This is a genomic window from Streptomyces nogalater (assembly GCF_039532885.1).
GTDB lineage: Bacteria > Actinomycetota > Actinomycetes > Streptomycetales > Streptomycetaceae > Streptomyces > Streptomyces nogalater.
On record NZ_BAAASM010000006.1, the window covers coordinates 255,282 to 273,125 of the forward strand.

Here is a 17,844-nt window from a genome sequence, read left to right on the forward strand (position 1 = left end):
GAAACGGGAAGCGGGCGGCCCACCCGTGTCGGCTACGATTTGAAGGTTCGAAACCGCAGAAAAGCAGCGACCTGGGAGCAGCCACGATGGCTCGACACCTCATCACCAGCGCCCTTCCGTACATCAACGGGATCAAGCACCTGGGCAACATGGTGGGGTCCATGCTCCCGGCGGACGTCTACTCCCGCTATCTGCGCCAGCGCGGCCACGACGTCCTCTACATCTGCGCGACGGACGAGCACGGCACGCCCGCCGAGCTGGCCGCCAAGGAGCAGGGCCTGCCCGTGGACGAGTTCTGCGCCCGGGCGCACGACGCGCAGAAGGCGGTCTACGACGGCTTCGCGCTCGCCTTCGACTACTTCGGCCGCAGCTCCAGCCCGGAGAACGTCGAGATCACCCAGCACTTCGCCCGCAAGCTGAACGAGAACGGCTTCATCGAGGAGCGGGCGATCCGCCAGGTCTACAGCCCGGCCGACGGCCGTTTCCTGCCGGACCGCTATGTCGAGGGCACCTGCCCGCACTGCGGCTACGACAAGGCCCGCGGCGACCAGTGCGAGAACTGCACCCGCGTGCTGGACCCGACCGACCTGATCGACCCGCGCTCGGCGATCTCCGGCTCCACGGAGCTGGAGGTCCGCGAGACCAAGCACCTCTTCCTGCTCCAGTCCAAGCTGGAGAACGAGGTCCGCGAGTGGGTCTCCCGGCACGACAAGGACTGGCCGCAGCTCGCCTCCTCCATCGCCCACAAGTGGCTGACCGAGGGCCTGCACGACCGCGCGATCACCCGCGACCTGGACTGGGGCGTCCCGGTCCCGGCGGACACCTGGCCGGAGCTTGCGGCCGAGGGCAAGGTCTTCTACGTCTGGTTCGACGCCCCGATCGAGTACATCGGCGCGACGAAGGAGTGGGCGGACCAGGACCCGGAGAACCGGGACTGGAAGGCGTGGTGGTACGACGCCGACGACGCCGTCCGCTACACCGAGTTCATGGCCAAGGACAACGTCCCCTTCCACACGGTGATGTTCCCGGCCACCGAGCTGGGCGTGCGCGAGCCGTGGAAGAAGGTCGACTACGTCAAGGCGTTCAACTGGCTGACGTACTACGGCGGCAAGTTCTCCACCTCGCAGAAGCGGGGCGTCTTCACCGACCAGGCCCTGGACATCCTGCCCGCCGACTACTGGCGCTACTTCCTGATCGCCAACGCCCCGGAGTCGGACGACTCGTCGTTCACCTGGGAGCACTTCACCGCCACGGTGAACAAGGACCTGGCCGACACCCTCGGCAACTTCGTCAACCGCGTGCTGTCCTTCAGCAAGAAGAGGTTCGGCGAGGAGGTCCCGGCCGGCGGCGCGCCCGGCGAGGCGGAAGCACGGCTCGGCGAGGAGATCGCCCGACTGCTCGCCGAGTACGAGGAGCAGATGGAGGCCCTCCAGTTCCGCAAGGCCGCCGCCGCGCTGCGCGCCCTCTGGTCGGCCGGCAACTCCTACCTGGAGGAGAAGGCCCCCTGGCTGGAGATCAAGACGGACAAGGAGGGCGCGGCCCTCACCCTGCGTACGGCGATGAACCTGATCCACCTGTACGCGGTGGTCTCCGAGCCGCTGATCCCGGCCACCTCGGCGGCGATGCGCGGCGCCTTCGCCCTGCCGGAGGACACCGCCACCTGGGTCACCGCCGAGGAGGCCAAGGCCCTGTCCGCCGTCCCGGCCGGCACCCCGTTCACGGTGCCGCCGGTGCTGTTCGCCAAGCTGACGGACGAGGACCTGGCCGCGTACAAGGAGCGCTTCGGCGGCGAGGAGGGCTGACCTCACGCTCCCCGTCCGAGCGAGGAGGGCGCCGGGCCGTTCGGTCCCGGCGCCCTTTCGCGTGCGGCCGGACTACTTCAGCACGCCCGCGCCGGTGGAGTTCTCCAGCTCCGCCGGCAGGTTCTTCGCCGAGGTCTGAAGGCCCGCGGTGAGCGCCGGGGTCCAGTTCACGGTCGTCTTGATCTTCTTGGAGCTCGCGGCGTTGTACGCGGCGACCAGGTCGGTGACCGTGCCGTTGACCAGGTTGCCGCTGCCCGCGATCGAGCCGGTGCCATCACCGCTGAGCAGCTTGGCGACCTTGCCGCCGCCCGGCACCGTCCAGTAGTTGGCCTGCGCGACGACCTGGGCCCCCGCGCGGGAGTTGATGCTGTACTGGGGCGCGTAGCCGTTGACGGTCGTCGTGTCGTACACGTTGTTGTAGAGGTGGATCTGGCCGATGCGCGCCAGCGGCGCCCGCTGCACGATGCCCTTCCACACGTTGTGGTGAATCGTCACGCGCAGCTTGCCGGTGCTGTCCTTGTCGCTGGAGCCGATCAGCATCGTCTTGTCGTGGTCGGTGAACCGGTTGCGCTCGACGGTCACCAGGTCGGAGCCGCCTGTGATGTCGAGGGCGCCGTCGTGGATCTGGTACTCGCGGCCGTAGTACTCCGGGTTGGCCTTGTCGTAGTGGGGCGCGTCGGTGAACGTGTTGTGGTCCGCCCAGACGTGGGTGGCGCCGCGCAGGGTGACGGAGTCGTACGCGGAGTTCCAGTTGCCGTCGTCGCCGTCGGTCGGGTCCCACTGCGGGAAGCAGTCCTCGGTGGCGGAGAAGGTCAGATTGCGGATGATGACGTTGTCGACGTTCTTCACCTGGAGGCTGCCGCCGGTGATCCCGGCGTTGGTGCCGGGCACGCCCACGATCGTGGTGTTGGCCGGCACCTTGAAGACGATGTTCTTCGCCTGCTTGTCCTGGGCGGCGGCACGGGCCTTCTCCTGGGCGCCGGAGGGCAGCTTGGCGCGGCCGTAGGTGGCCGGGTCGTAGGCCTTGAGGTAGGCGGACAGCGAGTAGCCGGTGCCGGCCGCGTAGTCGGCGCAGGTCAGCTTCTTGCCGTTGTCGTCGGTGCCCGCGTCGATCGTGCCCTTGACCTTGATGATGCGGGGCGTGGTGTCCGAGGCCGAGCCCAGGGCCCGCACGAGCTGGGCGCGGGTGGAGACGGTGAAGGTGTGCGCGGAGTCGGCCTTCGCGCCGCCGGTGGTCCCCGTGCCGGAGGCGGCCCAGCCGTCCTTGGCGGCGAGGGTCTGGTGGTACAGGTCGACGCCGTCGGCGTTCGCGTTCAGCACGAACACCCCGGCGCCGACACCCGCGGCCACGACGGCGGCGGACACGGCGAGGGTGCGCCGCTTGCGGAGGGACCGGCGGTGGGAGGGAGCTGCCACGGAGGAGTCCTTAAGGTCTGTCGTACATGCCTTACGACTCCTCAGTGGCCGCCCGGCGCCGGAAGGTTGCCGTCGACGCGGGAATTTCCCGTACGGCCTGGTCAGGTGTCGCGCTCCGGGGCCGGCAGGCCGGAGAATCGTCCGTGTGGACATCCCCGAACCCCATCGCCGGCTCCTCGCGGACGCCGCCTGGGCGGGCGGACCGTACGGCCTGGTGCTGGCCGGCGGCTACGCCCTCCAGGCGCACGGTCTGCTGAGCCGTCCGCACGCCGATGTCGACCTGGCCACCGAGAGCGCCGAGGCCATGGAACGGATCGCCGCCGCCGCCGGCGCGGCCCTGGAGGAACGGGGACGGCGGGTGGACACCGGCGCGGTCACCGCGCTCACCGCGCGGCTGACGGTGACCGACCCGCCCACCGGCGGGCCGTGCGCGCTCACGCTGCACAAGGAGACGTTCTGGCAGCCGCCGGAGCCGACCGGATACGGCCCGGCGCTCTGCCTCGCGGACGCCGTCGGCACGAAGATCCGGGCGCTGTACGACCGGGGCGCGGCCGTGGATCTGATCGACGCCCGCGCCTGCGCGGCCCGCTTCCCGCTGCCCGGCCTGGAGGAGCTGGGCCGTCGGCACGCCCACGACCCGTTCGACCTGCCCACCCTCCAGTCGCGGCTGACGGGCACGGACTTCTACGCCGACCGGGACTTCCTCCGGTACGGCCTGGCCGAGGACGACATCGCCGCCCTGCGCGCCTGGGCCCAGCACTGGTCCGACGACATCGCGGAACGGCTGCTGGAGGACGGCGCGTCCCCGGACGCGCCGTCCGACGAGCAGGGCGGCTGAGCCCCGGTGTCCGGCCCCTACTTCGGCTGCGGCTTGCGGATGTCCAGGTGCAGCTCGCGCAGCCGGGTCTCCTCCAGCTCGGTCGGGGCGCCCATCATCAGGTCCTGGGCGTTGCCGTTGAGCGGGAAGGCGATCGTCTCGCGGATGTTGGGCTCGTCCGCGAGGAGCATGACGATACGGTCCACGCCCGGGGCGATGCCGCCGTGCGGCGGGGCGCCGAAGCGGAACGCGCGGAGCATGCCCGCGAACTCGCGCTCGGTGGTCTCACGGTCGTAGCCCGCGATCTCGAACGCCTTGAGCATGATGTCGGGCTCGTGGTTCCGGATCGCGCCGGAGGACAGCTCCACGCCGTTGCAGACGATGTCGTACTGCCAGGCCAGGATGTCCAGCGGGTCCTGCGTCTCCAGCGCCTCCATACCGCCCTGCGGCATCGAGAACGGGTTGTGCGAGAAGTCGATCTTCCCGGTCTCCTCGTCCTTCTCGAACATCGGGAAGTCGACGATCCAGCAGAACCGGAAGACGTTCTCCTCGAAGTGACCGGCGCGCTTGGCGGCCTCGACGCGGACCGCGCCCATGATCTTGGAGACCTCGTCGAACTCGCCCGCGCCGAAGAAGATCGCGTGGCCGGGAGCGAGGGAGAGCCGCTTGGTCAGCTCGGCGACGTTCTCCTCGGTGAGGAACTTCGCGATCGGGCCGGACAGCGTGCCGTCCTCGCCGACCCGGACCCAGGCCAGGCCCTTGGCGCCCAGCGACACGGCGAAGTCGCCGAGCTGGTCGAAGAACTTGCGCGGCTGGTCCTGGACGGCCGGCACGGGCAGGGCGCGCACGTGCTTGCCGGCGAACGCCTTGAACTCCGAGCCCTCGAAGACGTCGGTGATGTCCACCAGCTCCAGCTGGGCGCGCAGGTCCGGCTTGTCGGAGCCGTACTTGAGCATCGCCTCGCGGAACGGGATACGCGGGAACGGGGAGGTGACGTGCCGGCCGCCGCCGAACTCCTCGAACAGCTCGGTCATCAGCTGCTCGATCGGCCGGAAGACGTCCTCCTGCTCGACGAAGCTCATCTCGACGTCGAGCTGGTAGAACTCGCCCGGCGAGCGGTCGGCGCGGGCGTCCTCGTCGCGGAAGCAGGGCGCGATCTGGAAGTAGCGGTCGAAGCCGGAGATCATCAGCAGCTGCTTGAACTGCTGCGGGGCCTGGGGCAGGGCGTAGAACCTGCCCGGGTGCAGCCGGGAGGGGACCACGAAGTCGCGGGCGCCCTCGGGGGAGGTCGCCGTCAGGATCGGGGTGGCCATCTCGTTGAAGCCGAGCGCGGTCATCTTCTGACGGATGGCGCCGATGACCGCCGTACGCAGCATGATGTTGCGGTGCATGCGCTCGCGGCGCAGGTCCAGGAAGCGGTACTCCAGGCGCCGCTCCTCGTTGACCCCGTCCTCGGCGTTGATCGTGAAGGGCAGCGGCTGGGCCGCGCCGAGCAGCTCGACCTCGGCGACCTCGACCTCGATCTCGCCGGTGGGCAGGTCGGGGTTCACGTTCTCGGTTCCACGTGAAACAACGCGGCCGTCGACGCGGACCGTGGACTCCTTGGAGATCTTGTCCAGGGCCTCGTACGCCGGGGTGCCGGGACGGGCGACCAGCTGCGTGATGCCGTAGTGGTCGCGCAGATCGATGAAGAGGATGCCGCCCAGGTCGCGCCGATTGTGCAGCCAGCCACTCAGCCGGACGTCGGTGCCGACGTCAGAGGCGCGGAGCTGGCCGCAGGTGTGGGACCTGTACCGATGCATCGTCGTTCATCCAGTCTGTGCGGATCGGGTGTCGCCAGGCGGGTACGGCCTAGGCCATCCCAAGGGTACCGGGCACCCCATGAACGACTCCCCCCATTACCGCCCGCCCGCCTGGGTGGCAGCCAACGGCCATCTCTCCATAAAGTGGGACAATGCGCACAGGCGAGCCCCTGCCGTCCGTCGGGGAGGCCCTCGCCGCCCTCGCGACCGGGCTGTGGCACTGGGACACGGCCGCCGGGCTGGTCACGCTGGACGCGGAGGCGGCGCGGCTGCTCGGGCTGCCCGCCGAGCCGGTCACCCTCACCGAGGCCCGGATCCGGGCCCGGCTGCACCCCGTGGACTGGAACGAGGTCACCGGCGTGGTGCGGCTGGCCGCCGCCGAGGGCACCCTCGCCGAGGTCCGCATCCGGGTGATGGACGCCGACGGCCGCATCCTGCGGGTCGTGCGCAGCCGGTCCAAGCCGTCCTTCGACCCCGAGCGGCGCGCCTACGAGCTGATCGGCACCCTCCAGGAGGTGACCGAGCCCGCCCCGGGCACGGCCGCGGCCCGCAGCGTGGTCACCGGCGACTGGCGGCGCTCCCGGGAGGCGTTCCTGCTGGACGCGGGACGGGCGCTGGCGGAGGCCCGGTCCACGGCCGAGGTGCTGCGGGTGGCGGGGGGCCTGTCGATGCCCGGGTTCTCCCCGGACGGGCTCGTGGTCTACGGCGTGGAGGGCGACCGGCTGACGATCACCGGCCAGCACGGACACCATCCCGGCGACATGAACCCCTTCTCCCACATGCCGCTGGACACCGACTACCCGGCCGCCGAGGTGGTCCGCACCGGGCGGGCCGTCTATCTGTCCTCTCCCCAGGAGTACCGGGACCGCTACCCGGCCACCTGGCCGCTCGCCCGGCGCTTCGGCCGCCACTCGTGGGCGTTCCTGCCGCTGACGGCCGGCGGACGCACGATGGGCGCCTGGATGGCCGCGTTCACCTACCCGGTGGCGTTCACCCCCGACGAGCGCGCGGTGCTGACCACGGTCGCCCGGATGCTCGCCCAGGCGCTGTCCCGGGCCGGCGCCGCCGAGTCGGAGCGGGAGCTGGCGCAGGGCCTGCAGCGGTCCATGCTGCCGTCGCTGGGCCCCCGGGTCCCGGGGATGCGGATCGCCGCCCGGTACATCCCGACCGGCGGCGGACTCCAGGTGGGCGGCGACTGGTACGACATGATCCCGCTGCCCTCCGGCCGCTTCGCCCTGGTCATCGGGGACGTCCAGGGCCATGACGTGCGCGCGGCCGGGATCATGGGCCAGCTGCGGATCGCGCTGCGCGCCTACGCCGCCGAGGGCCACCGGCCGGACGCCGTCCTCTCCCGGGCGTCCCGCTTCCTGCACGGGATCACCGACGGCTCCGGGCCCGACGCCCTGGCCGACCCGCGGTTCGCGACCTGCCTGTACGTGGAGGCCGACCCGGCGACCGGCATGCTGGAGATCGCCCGCGCCGGACACCCCGATCCGGTGATCCGCATGGCGGACGGCACGGTGATGATGCGGCCGACGGCGGGCGGGCTGCCGCTGGGCGTCGACCCGGACGCCGACTATCCGACGACCCGGTTCACCCTGGAACCCGACGAGACGCTGATGCTGTGCACCGACGGTCTGATCGAGACCGGCGGGCACGACCTGGAGAGCGGCTGGCGCAGGCTGCGGGTGCTGCTGGAGGACCACCGGGCGGGCGAGTACCGCCAGGAGGATCTGGAGGCGCTGGCCGACGCCCTGGTGCAGGCCGTGCACGGGCCGTCCTCGCACCACACCACCGGCCCGCTGGCCGACCGCCGCGAGGACGACATCGCGCTGCTGCTGCTGTGCCGGCCGGCCGTCGCCTGCGGGCGCGGCAGCGCCACGGCGGGACCCCCGGTACGGCGCACCCTGCTGTCGGTGGCCCAGGACGAGCCGGACCGGATCGCCGAGGCCCGCCGGCACCTGCGCGAGCTGCTGCACGACTGGGCCTCGCCGGACCAGGTGGACTCGGCGGTGCTGCTGGTCTCCGAGATGGTCACCAACGTACTGGTGCACACCGACGCCGACGCGCTGCTGCTCGCCGAGATCCTCTGCGGGGAGGGCGGGCGGCGGCTGCGGGTGGAGGTCTTCGACACCGGCGACGACCTCCCGCACAAGCGCCGCCCCGGCGAACTGGCCTCCTCCGGCCGCGGCCTGATGCTGATCGAACTGCTCGCCGACGCGTGGGGGGTGGTCCCCCGGGGCGAGGGCAAGAGCATCTGGTTCGAACTGAGGGAACGGACGGGCGCGGGGGCGCCCGGAACCCCGCCCGGATCGTACGTCCCGTAGGCACGCTAGCGGTCGCCCGGGAGGGCGGGACGGCGGAACGGCTCCGGCTCCGGCTCCGGCTCCAGGACGTCGACCACGGCGATGTCGACAGCCGTGACCGCCATGCCCAGGTCCTGTCCGGCCGAGTGGAGGACCGTCCGGCGCACCTGGCGGACCCGCTCGGGCAGCGGGTGGTCGAGAGCGGCGGCCAGGGTCATGGTCACCCGCACGCCGGTGCCCTCGCCCACGGGTACGAGCCGGCAGGTCGCGACCCTGGCACCGGGGACCGCGTCGGCGGCCCGCCGCAGCACCTTCGCCGCGGCGCTCTCGGCGATGCGCGGTTCCCGGCCGGGGCCGGCCAGGGGCAGCAGCCGTCCGCGCCGTACCTCCGCCCTGACGATGTCCATGACGCGTGCGGCGAGCGCGAGGACGCCGGGCGGGTCCTCGGCGTGCAGTGCCCGGGTGGCCGCGCTCACCGCGGCCAGTCCCTCGGCGGCCTCGCGGCAGTGAGGGCAGGAGAGGGTGTGCGGGTCGGCGGTCGGCACCGCGTCCCGGGCCTGTTCCCAGGCCCGGCTCAGCAGCCGGCCACAGGCAAGTACCTCATCACCCTCGTACGGAGGACCGTCGGCGGCGGGCGGTTCGGAAGGCCGCGTCCGCGGGCCGTCTAGCGCCATGGGCTCATCGCCTCCTGAAGGGACCGGCGTGCCCTGAACAGTCTGCCGCGCACCGTCTGTTCGCTGGTCCGGGTCACATGGGAGATCTCCTTGTAGGACAGGCCCTGCACCTCCCGCAGGATCCAGCAGATCCGCTGCCCGGCGTCCAGATCGGCGAGCGCGCGGGACAGGGCGGCGGTGGCCTCGTCCCGCTCGGCGGACCGGACGGGCTGGCTCCAGGCGTCTCCCGCCACGGGCTCGGCGACGGCGTCCAGCGGGAGCGGTGGCGGCCGGCGACGGCGCATGGTCAGGCAACGGTTGACGGTGATCCGGTGCATCCAGGTACGGAACTCCGCGCCGTGGCGGTATTCGGGGAGCCGCCGCCAGGCGCTGACGAAGGCGTCCTGTACCGCCTCCTCGGCGTCCTGGGGGTTGCCGAGCACGCAGCGGGCCAGGGCCAGGAGGGGCCGGCCGTGCCGCTGGACGAGGACGGCGAAGGAGTCCTCGTCCCCCTCGGCCGCCCGCACGGCCAGCAACCCGTCCGGCAGATCGCGCCCCGGCAGGCCGGGTTCCGGCGGTGATGGGAAAGTGCGTCCGGTCATGTCGTCCCCGCACAAGGCTCGGACCGTCCGGGTACCCGAAAGGGTGATGTGATGCACATCACACCGCATTCACGTGAGAAACGCGATGCCCTCTATGTCCAACTCTGCGACGGACGCCGCACCGGCGTCCGACCGAGCGACCGATCGAGGCGACCGCCATGACGGACAACATCACCAGCGTCGGCGGGGGCGGTGGGCCCGACGCGGGCGTGAGCGCGCTCAAGGGCCGTACCGGGGCCGGGGCTCCGGCCGAGACACGGGGGAAGACCACCATCGCGGACGGCGTGGTAGCCAAGATCGCGGGCATGGCCGCCCGCGAGGTGCCGGGCATCTACAGCCTGGGAGCGGGGATGGCCCGCGCCTTCGGCGCCATGCGGGAACGCGTCCCCGGAGGCGGCGGCGGAGCCGTCACGCGAGGAGTGAAGGTCGAGGTCGGCGAGCGTCAGGCCGCGGTGGACCTGGACGTCGTCGTCGAGTACGGCGTCTCCATCGTCGACGTCGCCGGCGGCGTCCGCACCAATGTCATCGGCGCCGTGGAGCGGATGACGGGCCTGGAGGTCGTCGAGGTGAACGTCGCCGTCGACGACGTCCGTCTGCCCGACGACGAGGAAGAAGCCGAACCGGACGAGAGCCGCGTGAGGTGAGTACACGATGAACGCAGCGACGACGGGTCTCGCGGCCGGCATGGCCCTGGGCTTCGCCGGTTACTTCGGTGGTTTCTGGGCCTTTCTGCTGGTGCTGGTCCTGGGCGCGGTGGGGCTGATCGTCGGCCTCGCCGTACAGGGTGACCTCGACCTCCGGTCCGGGAGGCAGCGGTGAGGACCGGACACGGTTCCCCCGGCGGGGCAGCGGGCCCACCGGCGTCGGGCGCCGGTCTGCCGCCCCCGGCCGAGCGGGGCGCCACCGTCATCCCGGACCGGGTGGTCGCCCGTATCGCGACACAGGCCGCACGCACGGCCCAGTCCCGGCGCGCCGCCGTACCGCCGGACCGGGGCGGGCCGACGGCACCCAGCGCCACCGCCGCCGTCCGTACCGGATCGGTGCGCCTGCATCTGGCCCTGGATCTGCCGTATCCCACCGACATCCCCCGTGTCTGTGAGCGGATCCAGCGGGACGTCGCCGACCGGGTGGCCCAGCTGACCGGCTTGCGGGTGGGAGAGGTCACCCTCACCGTCCGGCGGCTGGTGACCGCCGCCCCAACGGGCCGGGGGCGGGTCCGGTGAGCGGCCACCCGGCGGTCCCGGCCACGGGACACACCAGGCAGGAAGGGGCATCCCGATGACACCCGACCCCGCTCCACCCGGCCGCGGCCCCGCGCAGCCTGCCACGGTGCCGCTGACCAAGGAGCCCGATCCGGCCGGACGCGACGTGCCGGGCGGTGAGCGCGGCAGCGGGCACCGAACCCGCCGGCCGTGGTCCGCGCGCCGCGTACCGGCCACGCTGGTCGCCGCGGTGATCCTCGTCGCGGCGGTCGCGGCGCTGGCCGACGTCATCGCCGTACGGGCGGGACGCCCGGCGGCGGCGTGGCGACGGCATCTGGCCGACGCACTGGCCACCCGCCCCGTGGACGACGTGTGGATGCTCACGGGTGCCGCCGTGGCCGCCGCCGTCGGTGTCTGGCTGATCGTCCTGGCCCTCACCCCCGGTCTACGCCGCTGGCTGCCCCTGCGCCGCCCCGCCGACTGCCCCCGGTTGAAGGCCTCCCTGGACCGGGACGGGGCCGCCACCCTGCTGCGTGACGCCGCGACGCGGGTCCCCGGAGTCGGCGCGGCGCGGATCCGGGTACGCCGCCACCGCGTCAAGGCGCGCGCGGACGTCCGCTTCCGTGACCCCCGGCAGGTGAAGGAGGACCTCACCGCCGCCCTCGGCGAGGAGTGCGACCGGCTGGCCCTCGCCCGCGCCCCCCGCATCGCCGTACGCGTGCGGCAACGCACCGACTGACCGACAACCCGCAGCACCGGAGCCCGCCATGACGCAGCGATCCGCACTCAACCGCAGTCTGCTGGGCCTCGCCGGACTGGTCCTGCTCGGCGGCGGGCTGCTGATCCTCTCCGCCGGACTCGACCTCTACCGGCGGCGCGATCTGGTCCCGCCCGACGGCTGGCCCCTGACCGCCCCGGCCGACGTCCTGCTCGGCTCCGCCGACCGGACCCGCTGGAGCAGCCAGGGCTGGTGGTGGTGGCCCGCGGTCATCGCGGCACTCGCCCTCGTCGCCCTGCTCGCCCTGTGGTGGCTGCTCGCCCAACTGCGCCGGCACCGCCCCGGCTCACTGGCCGTCGGCGGCACACCCCCGCAGGAGGGCGTCGAACTGCGCGACCGCGCACTCAGCGACGCGATCGAGACCGAGGCCGGGGCCCTGCCGGGCGTCGACCACGCGACCGTACGCATCACCGGCCGGCCCGCCCGCCACCACACCCGCGTCCGGCTCACCCTCACCCCCGAGGCCGCGCCGGGCGCCACCCTCGGTGCCCTCTGCGAAGGCCCGCTGCGCACCGCTCGCCGGTGCACCGGCCTGCCTGACATGCCCACCGAGGTCCGCCTCCACGTCACCCGCCACAAGCCCCACCGCGCGGAGTAGGGGCGGCGGTGGTGTCCACGAGGATCTGTCCGGCCTCGGTGGCGTTGTCGGCCCGGACGGCCCTGGCCATCGCGGCGCGTGCCGCGTCGGGAGCCGTGCCGGGCGGGACCACCAGCAGGGAGAAGTGGTCCTGGTCGCCCCGGGTGACGAGGACGGTGTCGTCGCCGACCGGGAAGGAGTCGACGTGCACGACCCGGCCGTCCACCGTCAGCCGTGTCGGCAGCTCGTCCCAGGCCCCGCTGTCCAGACCGACGCGGGTGACGGGTCCCAGGTACTCGGTCAGCGCGCTGATCAGCATGGGCAGTTCGGCACCGACGTCCCGGGACCGCGGCCACCAGGCACCGTCCAGGATCCCCTCGCGCGCGTGGGTCGTCTCCAGCCGCAGCAAGGCCGTTCCGGGACGCACCGCCGTGTGGACTGCGTCCGGCAGCGGCCCGGGCGTGCCGGTGGTGCCGGAGCCGGTCATGGTGTCGCCCGTCCTTCGGGGGCAGCCGCACGTTCCTCGTCCGTCTCCATCCGCCGGATCCTCCGGTGCGTCGGCGTGATCACCTCCGGGGTGTTGTCCCTCCCCCGGTCGACGACGACCCGGCCTTCCCGTCCCCTCGTCCGGGCCGGAGTCGCCGTCCTCCGCGGTCGCCGTCGCGGTGGGGCCCGGCGGAACGGTCGTGTCCGCCGCCGGCCGGCGGCGCCTCCGTGGCCGGCGGCCGATCCCCGGCAGAGCGTCGCTGTAGTGGAAGTCGGCGATCCGTTCCTCGTGCTGGGCATTGAGCCGGTGGATCAGAACGGCCCCTACGGCGATCAGGACGAGCAGCACGGCGACGACGGTGACAGTCATCATGTCCCTTCACCTCCGCCGGCGGGCTGCCGGAGCCCTGACGAGCCGATGGGCGCGGGCCGGGACGACGGCGGCCCCGCTCCGCCCTCGGCCTCCCACGCCTCTTCCCGCCCTCGGGCATCGGCCCTGTCGGCCGATCTCTCCTGCGCCCGGACATCGATGCCGACGCCCGCCATCAGCCGCGCGGCGGCGTTTGCACCGGTTTCCGGCGGGACCACCAGCAGGTCCCGGCGGCCGTCAGCGCAGAGAAGAGTGAGTCTGTGCGGATCCTGCTCCTCGCTGGACCAGCCCACCCGCACGGTCCGCCCGGCGTCCGACACCCGGTGCGGGAGTACGGGCCAGTAGGCAGGGTTCACGGTGATATCCGTGACAGGACCCCAGAGAGCGCCCAACACGGCTGCCAGGGGCGGCAGTTCACGGGTGAGGACCCGGGAACGGGGCCACCACAGGCCGTCCAGGCCACCCGGCACCGGCGTCAGGGACAGCCGGACCGGTGGCGACGCCGTACACCTGCCGGCTGTCGTACGGGTCGTACGGTCAATGGTCACGGTCATGGTGCGGACCTGTCCCCGGGTCCGTGGGTGCGGCCCGGCGCCTTCGATCACCGGGAACGGCACCCGCGGCGGAGCCGGTGCGCGAAGAGCTCCCGGTGTCTTCACACTACTCCGCTCACGCCCCCGAAAAGCAGGTGATGACCAGCTATTTCCCCGTCTTCGGTACCGGGCCGCCGATCCTCGTCACCAGGGAGACGGGGAAGACGGCCGGCGCGGGCCCCCGTACCCGTGAGCTCCGCACCGGCCTCGTCCCCGCGGGATCCCGGTGATCCCTACATTCCGTCCCCGGTCATCCCGTGCACGGCCGGAACGGTCCCCAGGCGGCCCTTCCGGAAGTCCTCGAACGCCTGCTGGAGCTCCTCGCGGGTGTTCATGACGAACGGGCCGTAGTGGGCCATCGGCTCACGGATCGGCCGGCCGCCGAGGAGGACGACCTCCAGATCCGGGGTGTGGGAGTCCTGCCGCTCGTCCGCGCGTACGGTCAGCGAGCCTCCCGCGCCGAAGACCGCCGTCTGGCCGAGGTGGACCGGCCGGCGCTCCCTGCCGACGCTGCCGCGGCCCGCGAGGACGTACGCCAGCCCGTTGAAGTCCTCCCGCCACGGCAACGTGACCTCCGCACCCGGCGCCACCGTCGCGTGGATCATCGTGATCGGCGTGTGCGTGACGCCGGGCCCGGCGTGCCCGTCCAGCTCACCGGCGATCACGCGCAGCAGCGCGCCGCCGTCGGGCGTGGTCAGCAGTTGGACGTGACCGCCGCGGATGTCCTGGTAGCGCGGAGGCATCATCTTGTCCTTGGCCGGCAGGTTCACCCACAGCTGGAGGCCGTGGAAGAGGCCACCGGACAGGACCAGGTGCTCCGGCGGGGCCTCGATGTGCAGCAGGCCCGAGCCCGCGGTCATCCACTGGGTGTCGCCGTTGGTGATGGTGCCGCCGCCCCCGTTGGAATCCTGGTGGTCGAAGATCCCGTCGATGATGTACGTGACGGTCTCGAAGCCGCGGTGCGGGTGCCACGGGGTCCCCTTCGGCTCCCCGGCCTGATACTCCACCTCCCCCATCTGGTCCATCATGATGAACGGGTCGAGGTGGCGGTAGTTGATCCCCGCGAACGCCCGGCGCACCGGGAATCCCTCACCCTCGAAACCGCTCGGGGCGGTCGTGACGGCGAGCACGGGACGTGCCACGGCGTCGGCGGGAGCGGTCACACGGGGCAGCGTCAACGGGTTCTCGACGGTCACTGCGGGCATGGCGGGTACCTCCTTGGTACGCCCACTTTAGTTGAGCGTTGAACTTCTTGTCACCCACAACAGAGCGGACCCGGAGGGAATTCCCTCCGGGTCCGTCCGTCCGGGTGCCGGCTCAGCCGCCGCCGTACATGCGGCGCATCGCGAAGTCGACCATCTGCTCGACCGCCTTGGCGTCGAACACGATCCGGTGCTCGCCCTCCATGTCCAGGACGAAGCCGTAACCGGTGGGCAGCAGGTCGATCACCTCGGCGCCGGTGATCACGAAGTACTTGGACTCCTTGCCCGCGTACCGCCGCAGCTCCTTCAGCGAGGTGAACATCGGGATCACCGGCTGCTGGGTGTTGTGCAGGGCGAGGAAGCCGGGGGTGTCGCCGCGCGGGCAGTACACCTTGGAGGTGGCGAAGATCTGCTGGAAGTCCTCGGCGGCCATCTGCCCGGTGGTGAAGGCCCGCACCGCGTCCGCGAGCGACGGCGGGGACGGCTCCGGATAGAGCGGCGGCTGCTGGCCGTACCCGCCGACACCGCCCGGCATCTGCTGCTGCGGCGGGGCGTACTGCTGCTGAGCGCCCACGTTCTGGTCGTAGCCGTACATGGGGAGAAGCGTACCGAGCCGCCCCTTCACCCGGACGGGTTACGGCGCGGGAACCTCGCGCACCAGGCGGGAGGACCAGGGGCACCAGACGAGCCCGGGCAGGAAGGCGCCGCCCGCCTCGTCCAGGTGGTCCTCGACGTAGGGGAGGGTGGCGTCGCAGACCTCGATGGCCACGTCGAAGAAGTCGACGGTGTCCGGGTTGTAGTGGAAGGACCACCTCGGGTTGTAGTCGGCCTGGCGCTTGACGATCCGCCCGACGAGGTGGGGGCGCTCGTCCGTCTCCCCGCTGAGCAGGTCCCGGGCGTGCCGGATTTTGGCGGGGTCGTCGATCCGGACGACGGCCTTTTCCCGGGTGATGTCCGTGAACTCGAAATACGCCGGGTCCGCCGCCTGCGCGGGGTGGGCCAGGCCGAGGGTGAGCATCGTCGCGGCCGCCAGACCGCCGAGCTTGCTCAGGAGTCGTCGCATGGGTGCCTCCGCACGTGATGAGAAAGATCGACCACGAAGCGTAGGGGTCGAGTTACGGCACGTGCCCCGCTCGGCGGCCGGAATCGCCCGAACGGCCGGAGCGTGCCGGAGTGTTCACGGGGCGCTCGGAGAGGGCATGCACCTGGCGTACGCCGGGCTCGGCCGCACTTGAGACGCGTCACAGATGCCCGGATCGGGGTTGCGTCTTATTACCGGCGGGTAGCATCATCGTAGCTACTTGTTGGTACGTGAACTAGGTGCGAGGAGTCAGTGCCTCGCCGATCCCTCTACGGAGCCGTCGCCATGGGGCACTACAAGTCGAATCTCCGCGACATCGAGTTCAACCTCTTCGAAGTACTCGGGCGCGACAAGGTGTACGGCACCGGCCCGTTCGAGGAGATGGACGTCGACACCGCCAAGAGCATCCTGGAGGAGATGACCCGCCTCTCGGAGAACGAGCTGGCCGAGTCCTTCACCGACGCCGACCGCAACCCGCCGGTCTTCGACCCGCAGACCAACACCGCGCCGGTCTCGGCGTCCTTCAAGAAGAGCTACCAGGCCTTCATGGACTCCGAGTACTGGCGGCTCGGCCTGCCCGAGGAGATCGGCGGCACCACCTCGCCGCGCTCCCTGATCTGGGCCTACGCCGAGCTGATCCTGGGCGCCAACCCGGCCGTGTGGATGTACTCCTCGGGCCCCGCGTTCGCCGGCATCCTCTTCGAGGAGGGCAACGAGGTCCAGAAGCACATCGCGAAGATCGCCACCGAGAAGCAGTGGGGCTCCACCATGGTGCTCACCGAGCCCGACGCGGGCTCGGACGTGGGCGCCGGCCGCACCAAGGCGGTCCAGCAGGAGGACGGCTCCTGGCACATCGAGGGCGTGAAGCGCTTCATCACCTCCGGTGAGCACGACATGTCGGAGAACATCCTCCACTACGTGCTCGCCCGTCCCGAGGGCGCCGGCCCCGGCACCAAGGGCCTGTCCCTCTTCCTCGTGCCGAAGTACCTGTTCGACTTCGAGACCGGCGAGCTGGGCGAGCGCAACGGCGTGTACGCCACCAACGTCGAGCACAAGATGGGCCTGAAGGCCTCCAACACGTGCGAGATGACCTTCGGCGACAAGCACCCCGCCAAGGGCTGGCTGATCGGCGACAAGCACGACGGCATCCGCCAGATGTTCCGCATCATCGAGTTCGCCCGCATGATGGTCGGCACGAAGGCGATCTCCACGCTGTCCACCGGCTACCTGAACGCGCTGGAGTACGCCAAGGAGCGCGTCCAGGGACCGGACCTGGCGAACTTCATGGACAAGACCGCGCCCAAGGTCACCATCACCCACCACCCCGACGTGCGCCGCTCGCTGATGACGCAGAAGGCGTACGCGGAGGGCATGCGCGCCCTGGTGCTGTACACCGCCTCCGTCCAGGACGCCATCCAGATCAAGGAGGCGAACGGCGAGGACGCCTCCGCCGAGCACGCGCTGAACGACCTGCTGCTGCCGATCGTCAAGGGCTACGGCTCCGAGAAGGGCTACGAGCAGCTGGCCCAGTCGCTGCAGACCTTCGGCGGCTCCGGCTTCCTCCAGGAGTACCCGATCGAGCAGTACATCCGGGACTCCAAGATCGACACCCTGTACGAGGGCACCACGGCGATCCAGGGCCAGGACTTCTTCTTCCGGAAGATCGTCCGCAACCAGGGCGCCGCGCTGAACTCCCTCGCCGAGGACATCAAGAAGTTCCTGGCGCTCGGCACCGGCGGCGAGGAGCTGGCCGGCGCCCGCGAGCAGCTGGCCAAGGCGGCCGTGGAGCTGGAGGCGATCGTCGGTCTCATGCTGACCGACCTGGCCGCCACCGAGCAGGACACCAAGAACATCTACAAGGTCGGCCTGAACACCACCCGCCTGCTCATGGCCTCCGGTGACGTGGTCGTCGGCTACCTGCTCCTCAAGGGCGCCGCGGTCGCCGCCGAGAAGCTGGCCACCGCCTCGGCGAAGGACAAGGCCTTCTACACCGGCAAGATCGCCGCGGCGAAGTTCTTCGCGGCGAACGTCCTGCCGGGCGTCACCCTCGCCCGCAAGGTCGCCGGCAACGTCGAGCTGGACCTGATGGAACTGGACGAGGCCGCGTTCTAGCGCCCCCGACGTTCCGGACGTCCCCGTCGATTCCACGCACGGGCC

Annotated in this window: 18 protein-coding genes; 9 read left to right on the forward strand and 9 right to left on the reverse strand. The window is 71.6% G+C overall.

The window, feature by feature from the left end; translation table 11 throughout:
• The first annotated feature begins 86 nt into the window (after positions 1-86).
• Entirely contained in the window at positions 87-1,802 is a 1,716-nt protein-coding gene (gene metG, locus ABD350_RS06865) for a methionine--tRNA ligase (RefSeq protein WP_344346863.1), read from the forward strand.
• Positions 1,803-1,874: 72 nt separating this feature from the next.
• On the opposite strand, the gene ABD350_RS06870 is transcribed toward metG, so the two are convergent.
• Positions 1,875-3,218: a pectate lyase family protein gene (locus ABD350_RS06870; RefSeq protein ID WP_344346864.1), complete on the reverse strand. Its 1,344-nt coding sequence runs from the start codon at positions 3,216-3,218 to the stop codon at positions 1,875-1,877.
• Between the two features lie 145 nt (positions 3,219-3,363).
• Between ABD350_RS06870 and ABD350_RS06875 the strand changes: the two genes are divergently transcribed.
• Positions 3,364-4,056, forward strand: a complete 693-nt coding sequence (locus ABD350_RS06875; RefSeq protein WP_344346865.1) for a nucleotidyl transferase AbiEii/AbiGii toxin family protein — start codon at positions 3,364-3,366, stop codon at positions 4,054-4,056.
• A 17-nt stretch (positions 4,057-4,073) separates the two neighbouring features.
• Here ABD350_RS06875 and aspS read toward each other — a convergent pair whose 3' ends face one another.
• Entirely contained in the window at positions 4,074-5,837 is a 1,764-nt protein-coding gene (gene aspS / locus ABD350_RS06880; protein WP_344346866.1) for an aspartate--tRNA ligase, read from the reverse strand.
• Between the two features lie 152 nt (positions 5,838-5,989).
• On the opposite strand from aspS, the gene ABD350_RS06885 reads away from it, so the two are divergent.
• The gene (locus tag ABD350_RS06885; RefSeq protein ID WP_344346867.1) at positions 5,990-8,164 is read left to right on the forward strand and encodes a SpoIIE family protein phosphatase; all 2,175 of its coding nucleotides are present in this window, start codon (positions 5,990-5,992) and stop codon (positions 8,162-8,164) included.
• Between the two features lie 5 nt (positions 8,165-8,169).
• On the opposite strand, the gene ABD350_RS06890 is transcribed toward ABD350_RS06885, so the two are convergent.
• Both ABD350_RS06890 and ABD350_RS06895 read right to left on the reverse strand, forming a co-directional pair.
• A complete protein-coding gene (locus tag ABD350_RS06890) occupies positions 8,170-8,817 on the reverse strand; it encodes a hypothetical protein (protein ID WP_344346869.1) in 648 nt (215 codons plus the stop codon).
• The gene (locus ABD350_RS06895; protein WP_344346870.1) at positions 8,808-9,398 is read right to left on the reverse strand and encodes an RNA polymerase sigma factor; all 591 of its coding nucleotides are present in this window, start codon (positions 9,396-9,398) and stop codon (positions 8,808-8,810) included. Before ABD350_RS06895 ends, ABD350_RS06890 begins: the two co-directional genes overlap by 10 nt.
• Positions 9,399-9,556: 158 nt before the next feature.
• Here ABD350_RS06895 and ABD350_RS06900 point away from each other — a divergent pair, with 158 nt between their 5' ends.
• Genes ABD350_RS06900 through ABD350_RS06920 form a run of 5 tightly spaced genes read left to right on the forward strand, consistent with a single transcriptional unit; the run spans position 9,557 to position 11,976 of the window.
• Positions 9,557-10,042 (forward strand): Asp23/Gls24 family envelope stress response protein, encoded by a 486-nt coding sequence (locus ABD350_RS06900; protein WP_344346871.1) that lies wholly within the window; start codon positions 9,557-9,559, stop codon positions 10,040-10,042.
• A gap of 7 nt (positions 10,043-10,049) precedes the next feature.
• Positions 10,050-10,217: a hypothetical protein gene (locus tag ABD350_RS06905; RefSeq protein ID WP_344346872.1), complete on the forward strand. Its 168-nt coding sequence runs from the start codon at positions 10,050-10,052 to the stop codon at positions 10,215-10,217.
• On the forward strand, positions 10,214-10,621 hold the full coding sequence (locus ABD350_RS06910) for an Asp23/Gls24 family envelope stress response protein (RefSeq protein WP_344346873.1): 408 nt from the start codon (positions 10,214-10,216) through the stop codon (positions 10,619-10,621). The genes ABD350_RS06905 and ABD350_RS06910 overlap by 4 nt, the downstream gene beginning before the upstream one ends.
• Positions 10,622-10,676: 55 nt before the next feature.
• Entirely contained in the window at positions 10,677-11,339 is a 663-nt protein-coding gene (locus ABD350_RS06915) for a DUF6286 domain-containing protein (RefSeq protein ID WP_344346874.1), read from the forward strand.
• A 28-nt stretch (positions 11,340-11,367) separates the two neighbouring features.
• Positions 11,368-11,976, forward strand: a complete 609-nt coding sequence (locus tag ABD350_RS06920; RefSeq protein ID WP_344346875.1) for an alkaline shock response membrane anchor protein AmaP — start codon at positions 11,368-11,370, stop codon at positions 11,974-11,976.
• Here ABD350_RS06920 and ABD350_RS06925 read toward each other — a convergent pair.
• The 5 genes from ABD350_RS06925 to ABD350_RS06945 all read right to left on the reverse strand — a co-directional run bounded on the left by ABD350_RS06925 (position 11,945) and on the right by ABD350_RS06945 (position 15,669).
• Positions 11,945-12,442: a DUF5994 family protein gene (locus tag ABD350_RS06925; protein ID WP_344347053.1), complete on the reverse strand. Its 498-nt coding sequence runs from the start codon at positions 12,440-12,442 to the stop codon at positions 11,945-11,947. The two genes, ABD350_RS06920 and ABD350_RS06925, sit on opposite strands and share 32 nt — an antisense overlap.
• Positions 12,443-12,810: 368 nt before the next feature.
• Positions 12,811-13,365 carry a DUF5994 family protein gene (locus ABD350_RS06930; RefSeq protein WP_344346876.1) on the reverse strand — a complete coding sequence of 185 codons (555 nt, stop codon included), beginning with the start codon at positions 13,363-13,365 and terminating at the stop codon, positions 12,811-12,813.
• A 272-nt stretch (positions 13,366-13,637) separates the two neighbouring features.
• Entirely contained in the window at positions 13,638-14,609 is a 972-nt protein-coding gene (locus tag ABD350_RS06935) for a pirin family protein (protein WP_344346877.1), read from the reverse strand.
• A 112-nt stretch (positions 14,610-14,721) separates the two neighbouring features.
• A complete protein-coding gene (locus tag ABD350_RS06940) occupies positions 14,722-15,201 on the reverse strand; it encodes an SseB family protein (protein ID WP_030609496.1) in 480 nt (159 codons plus the stop codon).
• A gap of 39 nt (positions 15,202-15,240) precedes the next feature.
• Positions 15,241-15,669 (reverse strand): BP74-related protein, encoded by a 429-nt coding sequence (locus ABD350_RS06945; protein WP_344346878.1) that lies wholly within the window; start codon positions 15,667-15,669, stop codon positions 15,241-15,243.
• A 303-nt stretch (positions 15,670-15,972) separates the two neighbouring features.
• Between ABD350_RS06945 and ABD350_RS06950 the strand changes: the two genes are divergently transcribed.
• Positions 15,973-17,799 carry an acyl-CoA dehydrogenase gene (locus ABD350_RS06950; RefSeq protein WP_344347054.1) on the forward strand — a complete coding sequence of 609 codons (1,827 nt, stop codon included), beginning with the start codon at positions 15,973-15,975 and terminating at the stop codon, positions 17,797-17,799.
• Positions 17,800-17,844: the final 45 nt, after the last annotated feature.